The 20,905-nt window shown below is 60.5% G+C and carries 21 protein-coding genes; 17 read left to right on the forward strand and 4 right to left on the reverse strand.

What is annotated here, in order from left to right; translation table 11 throughout:
- The first annotated feature begins 23 nt into the window (after positions 1-23).
- The 12 genes from mutL to ACK3SD_RS01830 all read left to right on the forward strand — a co-directional run bounded on the left by mutL (position 24) and on the right by ACK3SD_RS01830 (position 14,396).
- Positions 24-1,949 carry a DNA mismatch repair endonuclease MutL gene (gene mutL, locus ACK3SD_RS01775; RefSeq protein WP_481126570.1) on the forward strand — a complete coding sequence of 642 codons (1,926 nt, stop codon included), beginning with the start codon at positions 24-26 and terminating at the stop codon, positions 1,947-1,949.
- Positions 1,942-2,883 carry a tRNA (adenosine(37)-N6)-dimethylallyltransferase MiaA gene (gene miaA, locus ACK3SD_RS01780; RefSeq protein ID WP_481126571.1) on the forward strand — a complete coding sequence of 314 codons (942 nt, stop codon included), beginning with the start codon at positions 1,942-1,944 and terminating at the stop codon, positions 2,881-2,883. Before mutL ends, miaA begins: the two co-directional genes overlap by 8 nt.
- A 113-nt stretch (positions 2,884-2,996) precedes the next feature.
- Complete coding sequence (hfq, locus tag ACK3SD_RS01785; protein ID WP_137762018.1) at positions 2,997-3,308, forward strand: RNA chaperone Hfq; 312 nt, start codon at positions 2,997-2,999, stop codon at positions 3,306-3,308.
- 95 nt (positions 3,309-3,403) lie between these two features.
- Complete coding sequence (gene hflX / locus ACK3SD_RS01790) at positions 3,404-4,675, forward strand: ribosome rescue GTPase HflX (protein WP_481126572.1); 1,272 nt, start codon at positions 3,404-3,406, stop codon at positions 4,673-4,675.
- Between the two features lie 56 nt (positions 4,676-4,731).
- Complete coding sequence (gene hflK / locus ACK3SD_RS01795) at positions 4,732-5,973, forward strand: FtsH protease activity modulator HflK (RefSeq protein WP_481126573.1); 1,242 nt, start codon at positions 4,732-4,734, stop codon at positions 5,971-5,973.
- Between the two features lie 3 nt (positions 5,974-5,976).
- Positions 5,977-6,978, forward strand: a complete 1,002-nt coding sequence (hflC, locus tag ACK3SD_RS01800) for a protease modulator HflC (RefSeq protein ID WP_481126574.1) — start codon at positions 5,977-5,979, stop codon at positions 6,976-6,978.
- 59 nt (positions 6,979-7,037) lie between these two features.
- Complete coding sequence (locus tag ACK3SD_RS01805) at positions 7,038-7,238, forward strand: DUF2065 domain-containing protein (protein ID WP_481126575.1); 201 nt, start codon at positions 7,038-7,040, stop codon at positions 7,236-7,238.
- Positions 7,239-7,382: 144 nt separating this feature from the next.
- Positions 7,383-8,681, forward strand: a complete 1,299-nt coding sequence (locus ACK3SD_RS01810) for an adenylosuccinate synthase (protein WP_137762023.1) — start codon at positions 7,383-7,385, stop codon at positions 8,679-8,681.
- Positions 8,682-8,903: 222 nt separating this feature from the next.
- Positions 8,904-9,329: a nitric oxide-sensing transcriptional repressor NsrR gene (nsrR, locus tag ACK3SD_RS01815; protein WP_137762024.1), complete on the forward strand. Its 426-nt coding sequence runs from the start codon at positions 8,904-8,906 to the stop codon at positions 9,327-9,329.
- Positions 9,330-9,373: 44 nt separating this feature from the next.
- Complete coding sequence (rnr, locus tag ACK3SD_RS01820) at positions 9,374-11,812, forward strand: ribonuclease R (RefSeq protein WP_481126576.1); 2,439 nt, start codon at positions 9,374-9,376, stop codon at positions 11,810-11,812.
- Between the two features lie 103 nt (positions 11,813-11,915).
- Positions 11,916-12,656 carry a 23S rRNA (guanosine(2251)-2'-O)-methyltransferase RlmB gene (rlmB, locus tag ACK3SD_RS01825; protein WP_137762026.1) on the forward strand — a complete coding sequence of 247 codons (741 nt, stop codon included), beginning with the start codon at positions 11,916-11,918 and terminating at the stop codon, positions 12,654-12,656.
- A 111-nt stretch (positions 12,657-12,767) separates the two neighbouring features.
- Positions 12,768-14,396 (forward strand): isovaleryl-CoA dehydrogenase, encoded by a 1,629-nt coding sequence (locus ACK3SD_RS01830; RefSeq protein ID WP_481126577.1) that lies wholly within the window; start codon positions 12,768-12,770, stop codon positions 14,394-14,396.
- Between the two features lie 38 nt (positions 14,397-14,434).
- Here ACK3SD_RS01830 and ACK3SD_RS01835 read toward each other — a convergent pair whose 3' ends face one another.
- From ACK3SD_RS01835 to ACK3SD_RS01845, 3 genes are all read right to left on the reverse strand, one after another.
- Entirely contained in the window at positions 14,435-14,710 is a 276-nt protein-coding gene (locus ACK3SD_RS01835) for a YdgH/BhsA/McbA family protein (protein WP_481126578.1), read from the reverse strand.
- 39 nt (positions 14,711-14,749) lie between these two features.
- Positions 14,750-15,058 carry a biofilm peroxide resistance protein BsmA gene (bsmA, locus tag ACK3SD_RS01840; protein WP_481126579.1) on the reverse strand — a complete coding sequence of 103 codons (309 nt, stop codon included), beginning with the start codon at positions 15,056-15,058 and terminating at the stop codon, positions 14,750-14,752.
- 65 nt (positions 15,059-15,123) lie between these two features.
- On the reverse strand, positions 15,124-17,043 hold the full coding sequence (locus ACK3SD_RS01845; RefSeq protein ID WP_481126580.1) for a methyl-accepting chemotaxis protein: 1,920 nt from the start codon (positions 17,041-17,043) through the stop codon (positions 15,124-15,126).
- A 623-nt stretch (positions 17,044-17,666) separates the two neighbouring features.
- On the opposite strand from ACK3SD_RS01845, the gene rpsF reads away from it, so the two are divergent.
- Genes rpsF through rplI form a run of 4 tightly spaced genes read left to right on the forward strand, consistent with a single transcriptional unit; the run spans position 17,667 to position 19,108 of the window.
- Entirely contained in the window at positions 17,667-18,062 is a 396-nt protein-coding gene (gene rpsF / locus ACK3SD_RS01850; protein ID WP_137762030.1) for a 30S ribosomal protein S6, read from the forward strand.
- Between the two features lie 5 nt (positions 18,063-18,067).
- Positions 18,068-18,385, forward strand: a complete 318-nt coding sequence (priB, locus tag ACK3SD_RS01855; protein WP_168195793.1) for a primosomal replication protein N — start codon at positions 18,068-18,070, stop codon at positions 18,383-18,385.
- Between the two features lie 4 nt (positions 18,386-18,389).
- Complete coding sequence (gene rpsR / locus ACK3SD_RS01860) at positions 18,390-18,617, forward strand: 30S ribosomal protein S18 (protein WP_005974788.1); 228 nt, start codon at positions 18,390-18,392, stop codon at positions 18,615-18,617.
- Positions 18,618-18,658: 41 nt separating this feature from the next.
- Positions 18,659-19,108, forward strand: coding sequence for a 50S ribosomal protein L9 (rplI, locus tag ACK3SD_RS01865; RefSeq protein ID WP_137762032.1), 450 nt, complete (start codon positions 18,659-18,661; stop codon positions 19,106-19,108).
- A gap of 86 nt (positions 19,109-19,194) precedes the next feature.
- On the opposite strand, the gene ACK3SD_RS01870 is transcribed toward rplI, so the two are convergent.
- Positions 19,195-19,827: a LysM-like peptidoglycan-binding domain-containing protein gene (locus ACK3SD_RS01870; protein WP_481126581.1), complete on the reverse strand. Its 633-nt coding sequence runs from the start codon at positions 19,825-19,827 to the stop codon at positions 19,195-19,197.
- 406 nt (positions 19,828-20,233) lie between these two features.
- Between ACK3SD_RS01870 and bamJ the strand changes: the two genes are divergently transcribed.
- Positions 20,234-20,854, forward strand: coding sequence for a BamJ family beta-barrel-assembly machinery protein (gene bamJ, locus ACK3SD_RS01875; protein ID WP_137762034.1), 621 nt, complete (start codon positions 20,234-20,236; stop codon positions 20,852-20,854).
- Positions 20,855-20,905 lie beyond the last annotated feature (51 nt).

Raw genomic sequence — 20,905 nt, forward strand, 5'->3', positions numbered from 1 at the left:
TTATTTCCTGTTCAGGAGCACGCATGGCTATTCAGGTTCTTCCTCCCCAGCTTGCCAACCAGATCGCCGCCGGCGAGGTGGTCGAGCGCCCGGCGTCAGTGGTCAAGGAGTTGGTCGAAAACAGCCTGGATGCCGGTGCGACGCGCATTGATATTGAGATCGACCGCGGCGGCGCCAAGCTGATCCGCATCCGCGACAATGGCTGCGGCATCGCTCAGCAGGAGCTGGCGCTGGCGCTGGCCCGCCACGCCACCAGCAAGATCAGTTCGCTGGATGACCTGGAGGCGATCATGAGCCTCGGCTTTCGTGGCGAGGCGCTGGCCAGCATCAGTTCAGTCTCCCGCCTGACGCTGACGTCACGCACCGCTGATCAGAGTGAGGCGTGGCAGGCCTACGCCGAGGGGCGCGACATGGAGGTCACCGTCAAACCGGCGGCGCACCCGGTCGGCTCCACGCTGGAGGTGCTCGACCTCTTCTATAACACCCCGGCTCGCCGCAAATTCCTACGTACTGAGAAGACCGAGTTCGGCCACATTGATGAGGTGGTGCGGCGCATCGCGCTGGCGCGCTTTGACGTCGCCATCACCCTCAGCCACAACGGCAAGGTGATGCGCCAATACCGTGCGGCGAAAGATCCCTCCCAGCATGAGCGACGGCTTGGTTCGATTTGCGGGCCACAGTTCCTGCAACATGCACTGGCGGTGTCATGGAGCCACGGCGATCTCGCCATCCGTGGCTGGGTGGCTGACCCGGCCGGCTCACGCGCATTGGCGGAGATGCAGTACTGCTACGTCAACAACCGCATGATGAAGGATCGGCTGATCAACCACGCCATCCGTCAGGCCTATCAAGATCAGCTCAAGGATGATCAACTGCCGGCCTACGTGCTCTATCTGGATATCGATCCGCACCAGGTGGATGTCAACGTCCACCCGGCCAAGCATGAGGTGCGCTTCCATCAGGCACGGCTGGTGCATGACTTTATCTATCAGGCGGTAATGAGCGTGTTGCAGGAGGCGGGCACCGCCGCGCTGCCGCTGCATGATGAGCAGGCGCAGGTGCCGGAGTTGCCGCGCTGGCAGCCGGAGACACGGCAGGCGGCGGGCACCAACCAGTTCTCCGAACCGGCCCCACGCCGCGCGCCGGAGACACCGCCAGCCAGAGAAAACGCGCCGCGTCCTGCCACTGGCCCGGCGCGCAGCGGTGGCTCGGCGCGGGAGCCAGCGGGTCACTATGGCGGCCGGCCGCCGGAGCAGCCCGCCTATGACAAACGCGAGGGCGAGCTGTACCGCAAGCTGCTGCAACCCGCAGTGGTGGAGGAGCGCATGGCTGCGCCGTCGCCTGCCGTGCCGCCTGCTGCACAACCGGTGCAGGAGGAGGCATTGCAGGGACACAGCCAGAGTTTTGGCCGGGTGCTGACGGTGGCCGCACCCTGCTATGCGCTGCTGGAGCGCGCCAGTGGGCTGGCGCTGCTCAACCTGCCGGTGGCCGAGCGCTGGCTGAAACAGGCGCAACTGATGCCGCCGCCGGAGGGGCTGCGCCCGCAGCCGCTGCTGATCCCACTCAAGCTGACCCTCAGTAAGGCCGAGGCCAGCGCGGCGCAACAGAGCCAGCCGCTGCTGGCGACGCTGGGCATCGAACTGGCGATTGAACATGGCCGCGCCACCCTGCGCGCCGTACCTTTACCATTACGGCAACAAAACTTACAAAAGTTGATACCAGACCTGTTAGGCTATCTGGCCTCCGCGTCTGAATCGACGGCTGCCCTCGTCGCTGGCTGGCTGGCACGCCACCTCGGCAGTGACCATGAGAAGTGGAACACCGCCCAGGCCATCCAGTTGCTGGCGGAGGTAGAACGACTCTGCCCGTCGTTGGTGAAAGCACCGCCGGCGGGCCTTTTGCAACCTGTTGAATTAGCGGAAGTGATTGCCTCCTTTAGCCATGACTGATCTACATAACAACACCGCACCGACGGCAATTTTCATTATGGGCCCGACGGCGTCTGGCAAGACCGCATTGGCGATGGCGCTGCACCAGCGCCTGCCGGTTGAGCTGGTCAGCGTCGATTCCGCGCTGATCTACCGCGGCATGGATATTGGCACCGCCAAGCCTACGGCGCAGGAGCTGGCGGCGTTTCCGCACCGGCTGATCGATATTCGTGATCCGGCGCAATCTTACTCCGCCGCCGATTTCCGCGCCGACGCGCTGCGCGAGATGGCCGCCATCACCGCGCGGGGCAATATTCCGCTGCTGGTGGGCGGAACCATGCTCTATTTCAAAGCGTTGCTGGAGGGGCTTTCTCCCTTGCCGCAGGCGGACGCGGCCGTGCGGCAGGAGATCGAGGCGCGCGCGGCCCGAGAGGGGTGGGAAGCGCTGCATCATCAATTACGTGAAATCGATCCCATTTCTGCTCACCGCATTCATCCGAATGATCCGCAGAGACTCTCCAGAGCACTGGAAGTTTTTTTTATTTCGGGTAAAACTTTAACAGAACTGACAAAAGTTTCGGGTGAAACGCTGCCTTATCGCGTTCAACAGTTTGCCATTGCGCCCACGGAGCGCGCGGTATTGCACCAGCGCATCGAACTGCGGTTCCGGCAGATGCTGGAGGCTGGTTTTGAGGACGAGGTGAGGGCGCTGTTCGCCCGCGGCGATTTGCATACGGATTTGCCTGCCATTCGCTGTGTCGGTTATCGCCAGATGTGGTCTTACCTGGCTGGCGAAATTAGTTACGATGAGATGGTTTATCGTGGTATTTGTGCGACGCGTCAGCTGGCTAAGCGGCAGATGACCTGGTTGCGCGGTTGGGACGACGTGGAGTGGCTGGAGAGTGAAAAGCCTGACGCGGCGCTGGATCGTGTCCTTCAGGTTATTGGTGCATAGATCGGGTGATTGTGTACAATTGATTGGTACTCAGCGCGCAAATTTTTAAGTCGTTTATTTTAGGGCCGTCAGGCTCTTAGTTACAAACAACAAGCAAATAAGGAAAAGATAGAATGGCTAAGGGGCAATCTTTGCAAGATCCGTTCTTGAACGCTTTGCGTCGTGAACGTGTTCCGGTTTCGATTTATTTGGTGAATGGTATCAAACTGCAAGGCCAGATTGAGTCTTTTGACCAGTTTGTCATCCTGTTGAAGAACACGGTCAGCCAGATGGTGTATAAGCACGCTATCTCTACCGTTGTGCCGTCGCGCCCAGTCTCGCACCATAGCAACAATCCGGGTGGCGGCCAGAACAACAATTATCATCATGGTAACACTCCGTCTGCGCAGCAACAGCCGCAGCAGGAAAGCGATGACGCTGAATAAAGCGTATCGCTGGTCAACCATGACGGGAACTGTGGGCAGCTGGCTGCTTATGGTTCCCGCCCTAGCGGTTTCAGTCCGTTTAAGAGGTTGCACGCTTGTTTGACCGTTATGAAGCCGGTGAGCAGGCCGTACTGGTTCATATCTATTTCTCGCAGGATAAAGATATTGAGAATCTGAGTGAGTTTGAGTCACTCGTCTCATCTGCGGGCGTTGAATCTTTGCAGGTCATCACGGGCAGTCGCAAAGCCCCACATCCCAAGTACTTTGTCGGTGAAGGCAAGGCCGAAGAAATTGCGGACGCCGTAAAAGCCACAGGTGCTTCCGTCGTCTTGTTTGATCACGCGCTCTCCCCCGCCCAGGAACGAAACCTGGAGCGCCTGTGCGAGTGCCGTGTCATCGACCGTACTGGACTTATTTTAGATATTTTCGCCCAGCGTGCCCGTACCCACGAGGGTAAGTTGCAGGTTGAGCTGGCCCAGTTGCGCCACATTGCCACGCGTCTGGTGCGCGGCTGGACGCACCTGGAGCGGCAGAAGGGCGGCATCGGGTTGCGCGGGCCGGGTGAAACCCAGCTCGAAACCGACCGCCGGCTGCTGCGTGACCGCATCCGTTTGATCCTCTCCCGCCTTGAGCGGGTCGAGAAGCAGCGTGAGCAGGGCCGTCGCGCGCGTGATCGCGCCGAGGTGCCGACCGTGTCGCTGGTGGGCTACACTAACGCCGGCAAGTCCACGCTGTTCAACCGCCTGACCTCGGCTGAGGTCTATGCCGCCGACCAGCTGTTCGCCACGCTGGACCCCACGCTGCGGCGCGTTGACGTCGGCGACACGGTGCTAGCGGATACCGTTGGATTTATCCGCCACCTGCCCCATGACCTGGTGGCGGCCTTCAAGGCTACCCTGCAAGAGACGCGACTGGCGTCACTGCTTCTGCATGTGGTGGACGCCGCCGACATCCGCATGGATGAGAATATTGAGGCGGTCAATACCGTTCTGGCAGAGATCGAGGCAAACGAGATCCCTGTGCTGTTAGTGATGAATAAAGTCGATATGTTGGAGAACATCGCGCCGCGTATCGATCGCAACGAGGAGAATTTGCCGATACGGGTGTGGTTGTCTGCCCAGACTGGTGAAGGCATTCCGTTGCTGTTTCAAGCGTTGACGGAGCGTCTTTCCGGTGAAATCGCGCAATTTGATGTGCGGCTCCCACCCCAGGCAGGCCGTCTGCGCAGCCGTTTTTACCAGCTTCAGGCGATAGAAAAAGAGTGGATTGAAGAGGACGGCAGCATCGGCCTTTCGGTGCGGATGCCTATCGTTGAGTGGCGTCGCCTCTGTAAGCAAGAGCAGGAGCTCACCGGCTTTGTCGTGTGAATCGGACCTGTAAGGCAAGCCTGAAGAACACCAATCATAAAAGAATGGAGCTAAACATGGCGTGGAATCAGCCCGGTAATAACGGACAGGACCGCGATCCGTGGGGGAGCAGCAATAACAATGGCGGCAACTCTGGCGGAAATAATAAAGGCGGTCGTGAACAAGGCCCGCCTGACCTGGATGACATCTTCCGTAAGCTCAGCAAAAAGCTGGGCAACTTTGGCGGCAGAGGGACAGGCAGTGGCAGCGGCGGCACTGGCCGCGGCGTAAGCGGCCGGCTGGTCGGCATCGCGGCAGCCGCCGTGGTGGTGATTTGGGCAGCCAGCGGCTTCTACACCATCAAGGAAGCGGAGCGGGGCGTGGTAACCCGCTTCGGCAAGTTTAGCCATCTGGTCCAGCCGGGCCTGAACTGGAAACCGACCTTCGTTGACAAGGTGCGGGCGGTGAACGTGGAGTCCGTGCGCGAGCTGGCGGCCTCTGGCGTGATGCTGACCGCTGATGAGAACGTGGTGCGCGTAGAGATGAACGTGCAGTACCGCGTCACTGACCCGGAAGCTTACCTGTTCAGCGTGGTCAATGCCGACGACAGCCTGAGTCAGGCCACCGACAGCGCCCTGCGCGGCGTGATTGGTAAATACACCATGGACCGCATCCTGACCGAAGGGCGTACCGTGGTGCGTAATGACACCCAACGCGTGCTGGAAGAGACCGTCCGTCCGTACAAGATGGGCATCACGCTGCTGGACGTCAACTTCCAGGCAGCACGTCCGCCGGAAGAGGTGAAAGCGGCCTTTGATGATGCGATTGCCGCCCGTGAGAACGAGCAGCAGTACATCCGTGAGGCAGAAGCCTACACTAACCAGGTGCAGCCACAGGCCAACGGCCAGGCACAGCGCATCCTGGAGAACGCCAAGGCGTATAAAGACCGCACCGTGCTGGAAGCGCAGGGTGAGGTGGCTCGTTTCGCCCGCCTGTTGCCGGAGTATAAGGCTGCGCCGCAGATCACCCGCGAGCGTCTCTACATCGAAACGATGGAGAAGGTACTGAGCGAAACCCGTAAAGTGCTGGTCAGCGATAAGGGCAACAACCTGATGGTGCTGCCGTTGGAGCAGCTGATGCGCGGCGGCAAATCCACGTCTGCCAGCAACGACAGCAACGACAGCCTGATCCGTCTGAACCCTCTGGGCGGCACCAGCGGCCAGGCGGACAACAGCCCGCGCCCGGTGGACAACAATGTGATGGACCAGCGCCGCGCCAACGCGCAGCGTGACGATACCACTCGCGTAGGGAGAGAGTAACCAATGCGTAAGTCAGTTATCTTTATCGTCGTGGTGGTGCTGGTCGCGCTCTATGCCTCCCTGTTCGTGGTTCAGGAAGGCGAGCGTGGCATCGTGCTGCGATTCGGCAAAGTATTGCGTGATGATGAGAACAAGCCGCAGGTATTTGAGCCGGGCCTGCACTTCAAAATCCCGTTCATTGAGACCGTGAAAACCCTCGACGCCCGTATCCAGACTATGGATAACCAGGCCGACCGGTTCGTCACCAATGAGAAGAAAGACCTGATCGTTGACTCCTACATCAAGTGGCGCATCAGCGATTTCAGCCGTTACTACTTGGCAACCGGCGGCGGCGACGTCTCCCAAGCCGAGGTGCTGCTCAAGCGTAAGTTCAGCGACCGTCTGCGCTCTGAGATTGGCCGGCTGGAAGTGAAGGATATCGTCACCGACTCCCGCGGCCAGCTGATGTCTGACGTGCGTGACCAGCTCAACAACGGTACGGCGGAAGAGGATGCGGCCACCACCGAGGCCGATGACGCCATCGCCTCCGTGGCGAAGCGCGTGGAGCAGGAGACCAACGGCCAGCAGCTGCAGGTGAACCCGAACAGCATGGCGGCACTGGGCATCCAGGTGATTGATGTGCGCATCAAGCAGATCAACCTGCCGACCGAAGTCTCCGACGCCATCTACCAGCGTATGCGCGCCGAGCGTAACGCCGTGGCGCTGCGTCTGCGTTCACAGGGGCGTGAAGAGGCCGAGAAGCTGCGTGCCACCGCTGACTATGAGGTGACCCGCACGCTGGCAGAAGCCGAGCGTCAGGGCCGCATCACCCGTGGTGAGGGCGACGCCGAGGCCGCCAAACTGTTCGCCAACGCGTTCAGCCAGGACCCGGACTTCTACGCCTTTATCCGTAGCCTGCGTGCCTACGAGAACAGCTTCCAGAACAATAATGACGTGCTGGTGCTCAGCCCGGACAGCGACTTCTTCCGCTTTATGAAGTCCCCGGAAAAGACCATCCAGCCGTAAAATCGGCAACAGTGACTCAGGCCCGTTGATGCGGGCCTTTTTTATGGGTGAGGAAAACAATGAACACATCAATCTGGCTGGCCGTCGGGCTGGTGATGGTGCTGGAAGGGCTTGGCCCGATGCTGTGGCCGAAGGCCTGGCGGCGGATGATCTCCGCCATGACCCAGCTGCCCGACAATATTTTGCGCCGTTTTGGCGGTGGCATCGTGGTAGCGGGCTGTGTGATTTACTACATGTTGCGTATCCATAACGGTGGCTGACACAATATTCAGGATCTGCCCCATATGTGGTGTGATCGCCGCTTGATTGGCGAAAATTTTTCAGGCAATCGTGTGCTAAAAACTACTGAAAGGCCGTGAATGAGATGTTAGAATCCTTTTTTAAGCAACCTGGTGATTCTTGAAATGGGTAAGAACGTCGTCGTACTGGGCACCCAATGGGGTGACGAAGGCAAAGGCAAGGTCGTTGACCTGCTGACTGAACGGGCTAAATATGTTGTGCGCTACCAGGGTGGTCACAACGCCGGCCACACACTGGTTATCAACGGTGAGAAAACCGTCCTCCACTTAATCCCCTCTGGCATCCTGCGTGATAACGTCACCAGCATCATCGGCAACGGTGTTGTACTGGCGCCTGACGCCCTGATGAAAGAGATGAAACAGCTGGAAGACCGTGGCATTCCGGTGCGTGAGCGCCTGCTGCTCTCTGAAGCCTGCCCTCTGATCCTGCCTTACCACGTCGCGCTGGATGTTGCGCGTGAAAAAGCCCGCGGCGCCAAAGCAATCGGCACCACTGGCCGTGGCATCGGCCCAGCTTACGAAGATAAAGTTGCCCGTCGCGGCCTGCGCGTTGGCGACCTGTTCAACAAAGAGAACTTTGCCGCCAAGCTGAAAGAGATTGTGGAGTACCACAACTTCCAGCTGGTGCACTACTACAAAGAAGAAGCCGTCGATTATCAGAAAGTGTTGGACGATGTTATGGCGATTGCCGACATCCTGACCGGCATGGTAGTGGACGTCTCCGAGCTGCTGGACAACGCCCGCAAGCAGGGCGAGCTGATCATGTTCGAAGGCGCGCAGGGCACGCTGCTGGACATCGACCACGGCACCTACCCGTACGTGACCTCCTCCAACACCACCGCAGGTGGCGTGGCGACCGGTTCCGGCATTGGCCCGCGTTATGTGGACTATGTGCTGGGCATCGTGAAAGCCTACTCCACCCGCGTGGGCGCTGGCCCATTCCCGACCGAACTGTTCGACGAAACGGGCGAATTCCTGTGCAAACAGGGCAACGAGTTCGGCGCCACCACTGGCCGTCGCCGCCGTACTGGCTGGCTGGATGCGGTCGCGGTACGCCGCGCGGTGCAGATTAACTCCCTCTCTGGCTTCTGCATGACAAAACTGGACGTGCTGGATGGCCTGAAAGAGGTTAAAATCTGCGTGGCCTACCGTCTGCCGGATGGCCGCGAAGTGTCAACCACGCCGCTGGCCGCCGAAGACTGGGATGGCATCGAGCCGATTTACGAATCCATGCCGGGCTGGAGTGAGTCCACCTTTGGCGTGAAAGAGTTTGATAAACTGCCGCAAGCCGCGCGTGACTACATCAAGCGTGTGGAAGAGCTGACGGATGTTCCGGTTGACATTATCTCCACCGGCCCAGACCGCAGCGAAACCATGATCCTGCGTGATCCGTTTGATGCCTGATTGCCGCATCGTTCAGTGATCTGAATGCCAAACCGGGCCATCGTGCCCGGTTTATTGTTTTTTCCTTCCGTGTCGTGCTCGTTGCATTCCATTCCGGGTTTAAATGATTAGCTGCATTCTTTGTGGCTGGTTTATCATCCAAAGAGTAGTCTTACAGAAGTAAACATTAAGCGTTGTGAGATCAGGTGCCTACAGGCAGGGCCATTGGCCCAGAGGTGTGTTGTGCAGTTAACAAGTTTTACTGATTATGGTTTAAGAGCCCTGATCTATATGGCTTCCTTGCCAGCTGATCAGATGACGAACATCTCTCAGGTGACTGCTGTTTATGGTGTTTCTCGTAACCATATGGTTAAGATAATCAATCAGTTAAGCCGGGAAGGCTTTGTGACTGCCGTACGCGGTAAGAAGGGCGGCATCCGCCTTGGCAGGCCAGCGACACAGATCCGCATCGGTGACGTGGTACGCGCCCTTGAGCCAATGGCGTTAGTGAACTGTGGCAGCGAGTCTTGTCATATCGGCCCCGCCTGTCGCCTGCGACAGATCCTCAACCAAGCGGTGCAGAACTTCCTGAAAGAGCTCGATCAATACACGCTGGCCGATATGGTCAAAGATAATGCGCCGCTCTACAAACTGTTGCTTGTTGAATGAGCACATTTCAGCACAACCCCGCTGATGACAACGGAGGAACCGCAATGTCACAAGATCCATTTTTGGAACGGGAAGCAGAGAAATATGACTCCCCCATTCCCAGCCGCGAGTTTATCCTCGCGCATCTGGCAAAACGTGAAGCCCCGGCCAGCCGCGAAGAGCTGGCCAATGAGCTGGAACTCTCCAGCGAAGAGCAGCTCGAAGCGCTGCGCCGCCGCCTGCGCGCCATGGAGCGCGATGGCCAGTTGGTCTTCACCCGCCGCCAGTGTTACGCACTGCCGGAGCGCCTTGACCTGCTGAAGGGCACCGTCATCGGCCACCGCGACGGCTTTGGCTTCCTGCGCCTGGAAGGCGGCAAGAAAGAGGACATCTACCTCTCCGCCGAGCAGATGAAGATGTGCATCCACGGCGACGTGGTGCTGGCACAGCCGACCGGCACTGACCGCCGTGGCCGCCGCGAAGCGCGCATCGTGCGCGTGGTGGTGCCGAAGAACAGCCAGATCGTTGGCCGCTACTTCACCGACGCCGGCACCGGTTTTGTGGTGCCTGACGATAGCCGCCTGAGCTTTGACATCCTGATCCCACCGGAAGAGGTGAGCGGGGCGCGCATGGGCTATATGGTGGTGGTCGAGCTGACCCAGCGCCCGACGCGCCGCACCAAGGCCGTGGGTAAAATCGTCGAGGTGCTCGGCGACAAGATGGGCACCAACATGGCGGTGGACATCGCGCTGCGTACCCATGAGATCCCGCACATCTGGCCTGAGGCCGTCGAGAAGCAGATTGCTGGCCTGAGCGAGCAGGTGCCGGAGGAGGCGAAAAAAGGGCGCATTGATCTGCGCACCCTGCCGCTGGTGACCATCGACGGCGAGGACGCGCGTGACTTTGATGACGCCGTCTACTGCGAGAAGAAGCGCGGCGGCGGCTGGCGCCTGTGGGTTGCCATCGCTGACGTCAGCTACTACGTGCGCCCCGGCACCGCGCTGGATGACGAAGCGCGCAACCGCGGCAACTCGGTCTACTTCCCCTCCCAGGTAGTGCCGATGCTGCCAGAGGTGCTCTCCAACGGCCTCTGCTCCCTGAACCCGCAGGTTGACCGCCTCTGCATGGTGTGTGAGATGACCATCTCTGCCACCGGCCGTCTCTCCTCCTACAAGTTCTACGAAGCAGTGATGAGCTCCCACGCCCGCCTGACTTACAACAAGGTGTGGCAGATCATCGAGGGCAACCAGGAGCTGCGTGAACAGTACGCGCCGCTGGTGAAGAACCTGGAAGAGTTGCACCACATGTATGAGGTGCTGGACGACGCGCGCGCCGACCGCGGCGGCATCGCCTTTGAGACGGAAGAGGCGAAGTTCATCTTCAATGCCGAGCGCCGCATTGAGCGCGTGGAGCCGACGGTGCGTAACGACGCGCACAAACTGATTGAAGAGTGCATGATCATGGCGAACATCGCCGCCGCGCGCTTTGTTGAGAAGTTCAACGAGCCGGCGCTGTTCCGCGACCACGATCGCCCGAGCGACGACCACATCTCCGCGCTAAAGAGCGTGTTGGGCGAGCTGGGCCTGTCAATGGGCGGCGGCATGAAGCCGGTGCCGAAAGACTACGCCGACGTGATGGACGCCATCGCCGATCGCCCGGATCACGAGATGCTGCAAACCATGCTGCTGCGCTCGATGAAACAGGCGATCTACGATCCTGAAAACCGCGGCCACTTCGGTCTGGCGCTCTCCGCCTATGCGCATTTCACTTCGCCAATCCGTCGTTACCCGGATCTGGCGCTGCACCGCGCGATCAAATATATCCTCGCCAAGCAGCACGGCACGCTGAAAGAGCGCTGGACGCCGACCGGCGGCTGGCACAGCGACTACGAGGACATGCTGCAACTGGGCGAGCACTGCTCGATGACCGAGCGCCGTGCCGATGAGGCAACGCGTGACGTGGCCGACTGGTTGAAGTGTGACTTCATGCAGGATCATGTTGGCTCGGTGTTTGACGGCATCATCTCCAGCGTCACTGGCTTCGGCTTCTTCGTGCGGTTGGATGACCTGTTCATCGACGGGTTGGTGCACGTCTCGACGCTGGACAACGACTACTACCGTTATGACAACATCGGCCAGCGCCTGATTGGTGAATCCTCCGGCCAGGTCTACCGCCTGGGCGACGAGGTGGAGATCCGCGTGGAAGCGGTGCACATGGACGAGCGCAAAATCGACTTCGCGCTGGTCTCCAGCGCCCGCCGCCCGCGTGGTGCCGGCAAAACCGCCCGCGACAAGGCGAAGCGTGGCACCCAGCGTGACGATGGCCGCAGCCGCCCGCGCCGCGACAACAGCAAACGCGGCAACTTTGAGCCGGACAGCGCCTTCCGCAAGGATGAGAGCGGCAAAACCGGCGAGAAGAAGCCGCGTCGCTCCCGCCGCCCGTCGGACAAAAAGAGCACCTCTGGATCGCGCTCCCGCCGTGGCCCGCGCCGGGGCGATAACTAATCCTGCTGCGGGCATTCTGCCGCCGTCCCTGACGGTGTAGAATCGCCCGCCAACCCGATAGCGCACGGGCCGCAAGGCCCGTCTGAACCCGTTAAAGAGCATCATGAGCGAAATTATTTACGGCATCCATGCCGTCAAGGCCCTGCTGGAGCGCGATCCGCAGCGCTTCCTGGAAGTGTTTATCCTGAAGGGCCGTGAAGACCGTCGCCTGCAACCCCTGATTCAGGAGCTGGAAGCCACCGGCATCGTGATCCAGGTCGCCAGCCGCCAGTGGCTGGATGAGAAGGTCGAGGGCGCGGTGCATCAGGGGATCGTCGCGCGCGTGCGCGAAGGCCGCCAGTACCAAGAGAATGACCTGCCAGCGCTGCTGGAGAGCGTCTCCAGCCCGCTGCTGCTGGTGCTGGATGGCGTGACCGACCCGCACAACCTCGGCGCTTGCCTGCGTACCGCCGACGCCGCTGGCGTCCATGCGGTGATCGTGCCGCGCGACCGCTCTGCCGCCCTCAACGCCACGGCGAAGAAAGTGGCCAGCGGCGCGGCCGAGACGGTGCCGCTGATCCGCGTCACCAACCTGGCGCGCACCCTGCGCCTGTTGCAGGAGCACAACGTCTGGATCGTTGGCACCGCGGGCGAGGCTGACCACAGCGTCTACCAGAGCAAACTGACCGGCCCGATGGCGCTGGTGATGGGTGCCGAAGGTGAAGGGATGCGTCGCCTGACGCGTGAGCACTGTGACGAGCTGATCAGCATCCCGATGGCTGGCTCTGTCTCGTCGCTGAACGTCTCCGTGGCCACCGGCGTCTGCCTGTTTGAGGTCGTGCGCCAACGTAGCCAGAAAGCCTGATTCTGCCGCCGGGGCATCCGTCCCGGCGTTTTCCTCTTTGTGATCGCCCCGGCGGCGTCACCCGCCAAAAACGCCATACTTACTCCCTCATCATCTGTGTGAGGAGACGTCATGAGCTGGCAAACGCATACGGTATTCAATCAGCCCAAACCTCTGGCCAACAGCAACCTGTTTCTCTCTGACACGCCGCTGCGCGAGGCGGTGGCACGCTTTCAGGCCGGTTGGGACGCCGACCTGCTGGCGTCGGTGGGGCAACAGCTGGGCAGCGCCGAGTCACTGGAGCTGGGTCGGCTGGCTAATGCCAACCCGCCGGAGCTGCTGCGCTATGACGCCTGTGGGCAGCGGATCGACGAGGTGCGTTTCCATCCCGCCTGGCATTTGCTGATGCAGGGGCTGATCGCCAACCGCGTGCACAACCTGCCGTGGCAGGAGGAGGCGCGCATCGGCTCCTTTGTGGCGCGCGCCGCCCGCTTCATCCTGCATGGGCAGGTGGAGGCCGGCTCACTCTGCCCGGTGACCATGACCTTCGGTGCCATCCCACTGTTGCAGCGCGCGCTGCCTGCCCCCTTTGCTGACTGGCTACCGGCGCTGCTCTCGGATCGCTATGACACCCACAGCCAGCCGGGCCACCAGAAGCGCGGCCTGCTGATTGGCATGGGGATGACAGAAAAGCAGGGCGGCTCTGATGTGTTGAGCAACACCACCAAGGCGCGCCCCTGTGCCGCGCGGGGGCCGGGGGAGTGCTACCAGCTGGTGGGCCACAAGTGGTTCTTTTCGGTGCCGCAGAGCGACGCCCACCTGGTGCTGGCGCAGGCGGAGGGCGGCCTCTCCTGCTTCTTCCTGCCGCGCCTGCTGCCGGATGGCACGCGCAACGCCATCCGGCTGGAGCGGCTGAAGGAGAAACTCGGCAACCACGCCAACGCCAGCAGCGAGGTGGAGTTCCAGGACGCCCTTGGCTGGCTGGTAGGCGAGGAGGGCGAGGGGGTGCGGCAGATCCTGACGATGGGCGGCCACACCCGCTTCGACTGCGCGCTGGGCAGTCACGCCCTGATGCGGCGGGCGCTCTCGGTGGCCCTCTACCACGCGCTGCAACGGCAGACCTTCGGCAAACGGCTGGCAGAGCAGCCGCTGATGCGGCAGGTGCTGGCGCGGCTGGCGCTGCGGCTGGAGGGGCAGACGGCACTGCTGTTCCGGTTGGCGCAGGCGTGGGAGCAGCGCCAGCTGCCGCAACCGCAGATCTACGCCCGCCTGCTGACGCCCGCCGCCAAATACGCCATCTGCCACCACGGCAGTGCCTTCGCCGCCGAGGCGATGGAGGTGCTGGGCGGCATCGGCTACTGCGAGGAGAGCGAAATGCCGCGCCTGTTCCGCGAGATGCCGGTCAACAGCATTTGGGAGGGGTCTGGCAATATCATGTGCCTTGATGTGCTGCGCACGCTGCAAAAAGTGCCGGGGGCGGTGGAGATGCTGCATCAGGAGCTGCATGAGGTGCGCGGCCAGAACCGGCTGTTTGACCGGAGCTGGCGGCAACTGGCCCCGCAACTGGCGCGGCCCGTCGAGGCACGTGGCCGTGCCATTACCCAGCAGCTGTTCATGCTGTGCAGCGGCGCGGAGCTGCTGCGTCATGGCGCGCCGCCGCTGGCGGAGGCGTGGTGCCGGATGGCGTTCGACCACCGAGGCGATTATCTATTGCCGGAGGGCCTCTGCACCGACCTGCTCAACCGGGCGACTGGCGCATAAAAAAGGGCGCCCAAAGGCGCCCGGTGTGCATCATGCTGTCAGCGGTAGAGGGTGGCGCTGGCGCGCCAGCTGCTTTTGCTCTGGCTCTCCTGCATGGAGGTGATGCGGTAGTAGCTGGCGTGCTGGGCGTCGGCCTTGGCGGCAATCAGCTGCTCCACACGCTGCGGGCTACCGGGGATCCCCTGCACATGCACGCTGCCAGCGGGCTGGAGACGTGCGGCCTGGCTGGCGCTGACGGCGTCAGCCGCCATTGCCGCCGTGCTTGAGAGGCCAGCCAGCAGAACCAACGGAAGAAGAACGTTCACTCTGTTCATTGTCACACCTCATGGTAAGTTGCCTGTGCTCCCGGCGCCCTAGCGATAGAGAATCGCCTGCGAGTACCACATGCCGGGCACGACCGTCTCATCATTCATCAGCACCACATAGTAACGGGCGCCACTGGCGTCCGCCTTCTGTTGCAGCGCGCGGGCGGCATCCATCGGGCTGCCCCGCTCCTGCACGGAGATGGTTCCCATCTTTTGCAGCGAACCAGCCTGGGCACGGGTAATCTCCTGCGCCTTGGCACTTGGCGGCGGCGGTGGCTCTGGGGTCGTGTGCAGGGCACCACAGCCACTCAACAGCACAGCCAGCATCAGGCCGGTCAAAATACGGGAAAGGCTCATGGCGACTTCTCCTGATAAAGACACTATGAGTGTAGTGCGTATTTTGACCGGGACGCGGATTATCCTCAGTCGAGACGGAACATACTGACCAGCTTCTTCAGGTGCTGACCCTTCTGGTTCAGCGCGCTGGCGGTCTCTTCCGAATTGCCCACCAGCGCGGCGTTCTCCTGCGTCGCCTGACCAATCTGCACAATGGCAATGTTGACCTGGCCGATGCCAGCGGACTGCTCGTGGGAGGCGATGTCGATGTCGCTGACGATGGTACGCACCTGCTGGATGCGCGACAGGATGTCATTCATCGCCTCGTGGGTCTGGGCGGAGATGCGGTTGCCCTGTTCCACCTTCTCGAGAGACTCGGCGATCAGCGCCTCAATCTCTTTCACCGACTTGGCGCTGCGCTGTGCCAGCGCGCGTACTTCGGCAGCCACCACCGCAAAGCCCTTGCCATGCTCGCCAGCGCGGGCCGCTTCCACCGCTGCGTTCAGCGCCAGGATATTGGTCTGGAAGGCGATGGACTCAATCACCGTGGTGATATCCGCGATGCGCTGGGAGGCGTGCTTGATGTCGCCCATGGTCGAGACGGCAGCCGTCACCGCCTCGCCGCCATTCTGCGCGGCGGACTCGGTCTGGCGTACCAGTTTCATCGCCTCAGAGACGTTCTCGGCATTCTGCTGCACCGTAGCGGTGAGCTGCTCCATGCTGGCGGAGGTCTCCTCCAGGCTGCTGGCCTGACGGGAGATCTGGCCGGTGATGTTTTCACTGTCAGCCGCCAGCGAGGCGGTGCTCTGGTTGATCTCCACCGCCGCCTCACGCACCTGCGCGACAATGCGCGCCAGCCCACGGCCAATGCCAGCCATCGCCGTCATCATGCGGCCCACCTCATCCTGACGCTGGGTGGTGAGGGTGGCGCTCAGGTTGCCAGCGGCATACTCCTCCGCCACTTTCACCACCTCTTCCAGCGGGCGGCTCAGCCAGTTGCGGGTGATGGTCATGAACAGGGCGGCGAACAGCAGTACCAGCACCACGCCGATGCCGAGGAACAGGTTCCGGCTGTGGGTCACGCCCGCCAGGATCTTCCGCTCATCGGCGGTGCCTGCCACTACCCAGCCCCAGGCAGGCAGGGCATGGTAGACCAGCACCTGATCGCCGCTGTCGGCTGGCAGGTCATCATCCTGATAGGTGAGGGTGCCGCGCGGCTGCGCCAGCACCTGCGTCAGGGTGTCGCCAGACCACGCCGGGGCGTGCCCCTCGGCGGTCGGGTGGAACAGGTACTTGCCACGGCTGCTGCTCTGGCTGGCGTCCAGCACGAAGAAGTGACCACTCTCGCCAATACGTTTGCCCAGAATGGTGTCACGCATCTGGTTGAATTGCGGCGTAATGTTCACGCCAACAAAGATGATGCCGATAATCTTGCCGCTCTCATCCTTGATTGGCTGGTATTGGGTGATGAACTGCTTGCCGAACAACGTCGCCAGCCCCTTGAAGGTCTCACCAGCCATCACCGCCCGGTAGGCAACGCTCTGGCGGTCGAGGCGGGTGCCCATCGCGCGTGAGCCATCCTCTTTCTTCAGCGAGGTGGTGATACGCAGGAAGTCATCTCCCTCGCGCATAAACAGGGTGGAGATGGCGCCGGTGCGGCTCAGGAAATCGTCGGGGATGGCGGTGTTGTCATTGAGCACGATATCGCCGCTCTTCATCACCGTCTTGCCCTCCTGGCTTTGCAGGCTGAAGCGGGTCGGGATAAAGCTGGCAAAGAGCTGGGTATAGCTGCTGACCTCACTGGTGAGGCTGGCGTCATACATGGTGATCATGTCTTCCACGCCCGTGACCTGATTCTCCATGTCACTCAGGGTCAGATCTTTAAGCTGGTTGCCGGCGGTGCGGGTCAGCGACAGGGTAAAGAGTAAAAAGATTACTGCAAAAGTCACCGAAGCCAGCACTGAGAGCTTGACGCCAAGGCCCCAGCGGCGGAATGAGAGTGCCATTATCATCGTTATCCCATAATAGGTAGAGTTGGAGAAGGCAATAACGGCGGCGCACGAAAAAGGTTTAGGGCAAAAATGTAATAACTTATTTGCCATGTTATTGATTTAGATCATGGAGATATCATGTGCGGCGGGAATTTGTGTAGGAAAGGGGCGGGGGCGATCTCCGCCCATAAAAAAACCCCCATAAAGGGGGTCAAGCAGCGTCTGGTATCGGTCTTATTGTATCGGTTTCCCTGGTACTGCATTTTTCTGGTGAGCAACGATGGCTTGCTGACAGTGGCAACCCGGCAAACCGTCGTGCTTTCATGATGTCATTCTAAACAAGGCTGTTCATCTATAAACCGGCAATTATTGAATGAACCATTCAAGAAATCTGAACGAAATTTCCGCATTTCACTCTGTTTTTTCACGGCTAACTCTGTTAATGCGGTTTACCATTCCTCGGTTTCAGGCGCGCCTGCGCCGCGGCGGCTGTTTAATCCCTATTCACTCCTTGTGTTTCCCTGACGGTGCCCCTATAATTGCGCGTCATTTTTCAGCCGCACACAAACACGTTCCTTGCCTCCATGGGCCGCGGTTGACCCTGACAGGAGGCTGAATAATCCGTAAGGAGCAATTCGATGCGTCATTACGAAATCGTTTTTATGGTCCATCCTGACCAAAGCGAACAGGTTCCGGGCATGATCGAGCGTTACACCGGTGCTATCACCGCTGCGCAGGGTCAGATCCACCGTCTGGAAGACTGGGGCCGCCGTCAACTGGCTTACCCGATCAACAAACTGCACAAAGCTCACTACGTTCTGCTGAACGTTGAAGCGCCGCAGGAAGTGATCGACGAGCTGGAAACTAACTTCCGCTTCAACGACGCCGTTATCCGTAGCATGGTAATGCGTACTAAGCACGCGGTTACCGAAGCATCCCCGATGGTTAAAGCGAAAGACGAGCGTCGTGAGCGTCGTGAAGATTTCGCCAACGAAACCTCTGATGATGCTGATGCTGGGGATTCTGAAGAGTAATTGCGGTGATGGCCAATCGCCTGGTGTTAACCGGCACAGTGTGCAAAACACCCGCGCGAAAAGTCAGTCCTTCCGGAATACCGCACTGCCAGTTTGTGCTTGAGCACCGCTCGCAGCAGCAGGAAGCCGGATTTAGCAGGTTGGCATGGTGCAGAATGCCCGTGGTCGCCAGCGGACACACACTACAAGCATTAACTCACAGATTAACGGTCGGCACACAGATTACCGTGTCAGGTTTCATTAGTTGCCATCAAGGGCGCAATGGGCTGAACAAAGTGGTACTGCATGCCGAGCAGATTGAATTGATAGATTCTGGAGACTAGCCAAATGGCACGTTATTTCCGTCGTCGCAAGTTCTGCCGTTTCACCGCGGAAGGCGTTGTAGAGATTGACTACAAAGACATCGCTACGCTGAAAAACTACATCACCGAAAGCGGCAAGATCGTTCCGAGCCGTATCACCGGTACTCGTGCAAAATACCAGCGTCAGCTGGCACGTGCTATCAAGCGCGCTCGCTACCTGTCTCTGCTGCCGTACACTGATCGTCATCAGTAATCGGCCACGGTCCATTAATACGACTTTGAGAGGATAAGGTAATGCAAGTTATTCTGCTTGATAAAGTAGCAAACCTGGGTAGCCTGGGCGACCAGGTCAACGTTAAAGCGGGCTACGCTCGTAACTTCCTGGTACCGCAGGGCAAAGCTGTCCCGGCTACCAAGAAAAACGTTGAGTTCTTCGAAGCACGCCGTGCAGATCTGGAAGCCAAACTGGCTGACGTTCTGGCTGCTGCTGAAGCGCGCGCCGCTAAGATCAACGAGCTGGGCACCGTTACCATCGCGTCTAAAGCAGGCGACGAAGGTAAACTGTTCGGTTCTATCGGCACCCGTGACATCGCTGACGCAGTAACTGCGGCCGGTGTTGAAGTTGCCAAAAGCGAAGTTCGCCTGCCGAACGGCGTCCTGCGTACTCTGGGTGAGCACGAAGTGCACTTCCAGGTACACAGCGATGTGTTCGCACAACTGAACATCGTTGTAGAAGCAGAGTAAGTTTTACTCCACTTCTTGCGAAACGCCGGCCTTGTGCCGGCGTTTTGCGTTTTGGCGGCCGCCACAGCCGCTGAACGGAGGCGCGGTCAACCCGCGCGTCGGTAACTGCCATCCGGCTGGCGCACAAAGCGCACCTGACCGTTATCGCCTTCCACTTCCAACGCCGTCACCACCCCTTGGGCATTGCGCTGAATCCGTACCTGCTGACCCGCCTGCAAATTGCTGAGTGGCTTATCCTGCCCCTCAACCTGCGCCATCGCAAACACATCATTCACCATCAGGTTATGGTCGCGGAACAGCTGCGCCAGCGTCTGGCCAGCGCGGATGCGGTAGGTCTGCCAACTGCCATCACGCTCCTCCACATCGCCGCTACCCTGTTGCAACTCCGCCTGCAACAGGATGTCACGGCTGCGGCTTTGCTCCGGCGTCGGGTAGCGCGGCTCACTGTTGGGCCACAGCAGCGCCAGCAGCACCACCAGTGCGGCAATCAGGATGCCCCGGCGGTGCGGCAGCGGCAGCGGCTCCATCCAGCGGCACTGTGCTGGCCACTGCCAGGCGGCCTCCGCCCACGCGCGCACGCGCGGTGGAGCGACCCGGCGCACGGCACGGCGGCGCGGACGGTCAGTGGCCGACCCGCTCGTGGGATCATGCGGCGCGGCCGTGGCATCGGCGGGTAGGTGGGGTGCATCCTGCGACGCCGCCGGTGTGGAACCGCTCATCGGCTCCGAGTCCTCCGTCACGCGCCGACTGTGTTGACGGCGCGGCCATGTTGACCGAAGCGTCGACCACCAGTGGTGCAGCGGCGAAGGAACCTGGGCGGCTTTCTTTCTCCTGGGCGCGATTCTGCCCATGACAACCTCTCTTGCAACGCGGTCTGCCAGAAGGCAGAAGTAATACGGCGCCATGGTCAGCAACGCTGCCATGACACATTGAGTATAGTCTGATAACTGCTTGAAGCAGAAAGAGACAGCAGGGCGACATGCGCGGGGGCAGATCGGGGTTTTCCCGGCGCGCCATTGTTTCTGTTTCGTTACCAAAAGTCACCCATCCTGACGCAAGATTTTACCCCAATCCCTTGCGCTGCTATGCTCTGCCTTCGACTTTTTATCGATTTAAGGAAAACGCATGACAACCCCTTCTTATGACAGCGTAGAAGCGCAGGCGAGCTACGCCATCGGCCTGCAAGTGGGACAGCAGCTGCAAGAGTCTGGCCTGGAAGGCCTGCAACCTGACGCCCTGGCCGCTGGCCTGCGTGACGCGCTCGAAGGGATCGCGCCGGCGGTGCCGGTGGACGTGCTGCACCGTGCACTGCGTGAGATGCATGAGCGTGCGGAGTCCGTGCGCCGTGAGCGCCAACAGGCGATGGCCGTGGAAGGCCAGCAGTTCCTCGAGCAGAACGCGGAGCGTGAAGGCGTGAGCCGTACCGAGTCCGGCCTGCAATTCTCCGTCATCACCCAGGGCGAAGGCCCGATCCCAAGCCGTCAGGACCGCGTGCGCGTGCACTACACTGGCCGCCTGATCAACGGTGACGTCTTTGACAGCTCCGTAGAGCGCGGTGAGCCGGCAGAGTTCCCGGTGAGCGGCGTGATCCCAGGCTGGATCGAAGCGCTGACGCTGATGCCGGTGGGTTCCAAGTGGCAGCTCTACATCCCGCACAACCTGGCCTATGGCGAGCGTGGCGCAGGCGCGTCGATTCCTCCTTACAGCGCGCTGATCTTTGACGTCGAGCTGCTGGAAATCCTGTAAGCTTCATTTTCCCGTTTCATGTGTGTAAGCAAAAGGCAGCGCCGTTACCGG

Source organism: Chimaeribacter sp. YP20170169, from assembly GCF_056739715.1.

Bases quoted from the DNA above. Each gene is read 5' to 3' on its own strand.
- mutL (WP_481126570.1), top strand. From the start codon at position 24: ATGGCTATTCAGGTTCTTCCTCCCCAGCTTGCCAACCAGATCGCCGCC.
- miaA (WP_481126571.1), top strand. From the start codon at position 1,942: ATGACTGATCTACATAACAACACCGCACCGACGGCAATTTTCATTATG.
- hfq (WP_137762018.1), top strand. From the start codon at position 2,997: ATGGCTAAGGGGCAATCTTTGCAAGATCCGTTCTTGAACGCTTTGCGT.
- hflK (WP_481126573.1), top strand. From the start codon at position 4,732: ATGGCGTGGAATCAGCCCGGTAATAACGGACAGGACCGCGATCCGTGG.
- hflC (WP_481126574.1), top strand. From the start codon at position 5,977: ATGCGTAAGTCAGTTATCTTTATCGTCGTGGTGGTGCTGGTCGCGCTC.
- ACK3SD_RS01805 (WP_481126575.1), top strand. From the start codon at position 7,038: ATGAACACATCAATCTGGCTGGCCGTCGGGCTGGTGATGGTGCTGGAA.
- ACK3SD_RS01810 (WP_137762023.1), top strand. From the start codon at position 7,383: ATGGGTAAGAACGTCGTCGTACTGGGCACCCAATGGGGTGACGAAGGC.
- rnr (WP_481126576.1), top strand. From the start codon at position 9,374: ATGTCACAAGATCCATTTTTGGAACGGGAAGCAGAGAAATATGACTCC.
- rlmB (WP_137762026.1), top strand. From the start codon at position 11,916: ATGAGCGAAATTATTTACGGCATCCATGCCGTCAAGGCCCTGCTGGAG.
- ACK3SD_RS01830 (WP_481126577.1), top strand. From the start codon at position 12,768: ATGAGCTGGCAAACGCATACGGTATTCAATCAGCCCAAACCTCTGGCC.
- ACK3SD_RS01835 (WP_481126578.1), bottom strand. From the start codon at position 14,710: ATGAACAGAGTGAACGTTCTTCTTCCGTTGGTTCTGCTGGCTGGCCTC.
- bsmA (WP_481126579.1), bottom strand. From the start codon at position 15,058: ATGAGCCTTTCCCGTATTTTGACCGGCCTGATGCTGGCTGTGCTGTTG.
- ACK3SD_RS01845 (WP_481126580.1), bottom strand. From the start codon at position 17,043: ATGGCACTCTCATTCCGCCGCTGGGGCCTTGGCGTCAAGCTCTCAGTG.
- rpsF (WP_137762030.1), top strand. From the start codon at position 17,667: ATGCGTCATTACGAAATCGTTTTTATGGTCCATCCTGACCAAAGCGAA.
- rpsR (WP_005974788.1), top strand. From the start codon at position 18,390: ATGGCACGTTATTTCCGTCGTCGCAAGTTCTGCCGTTTCACCGCGGAA.
- rplI (WP_137762032.1), top strand. From the start codon at position 18,659: ATGCAAGTTATTCTGCTTGATAAAGTAGCAAACCTGGGTAGCCTGGGC.
- ACK3SD_RS01870 (WP_481126581.1), bottom strand. From the start codon at position 19,827: ATGAGCGGTTCCACACCGGCGGCGTCGCAGGATGCACCCCACCTACCC.
- bamJ (WP_137762034.1), top strand. From the start codon at position 20,234: ATGACAACCCCTTCTTATGACAGCGTAGAAGCGCAGGCGAGCTACGCC.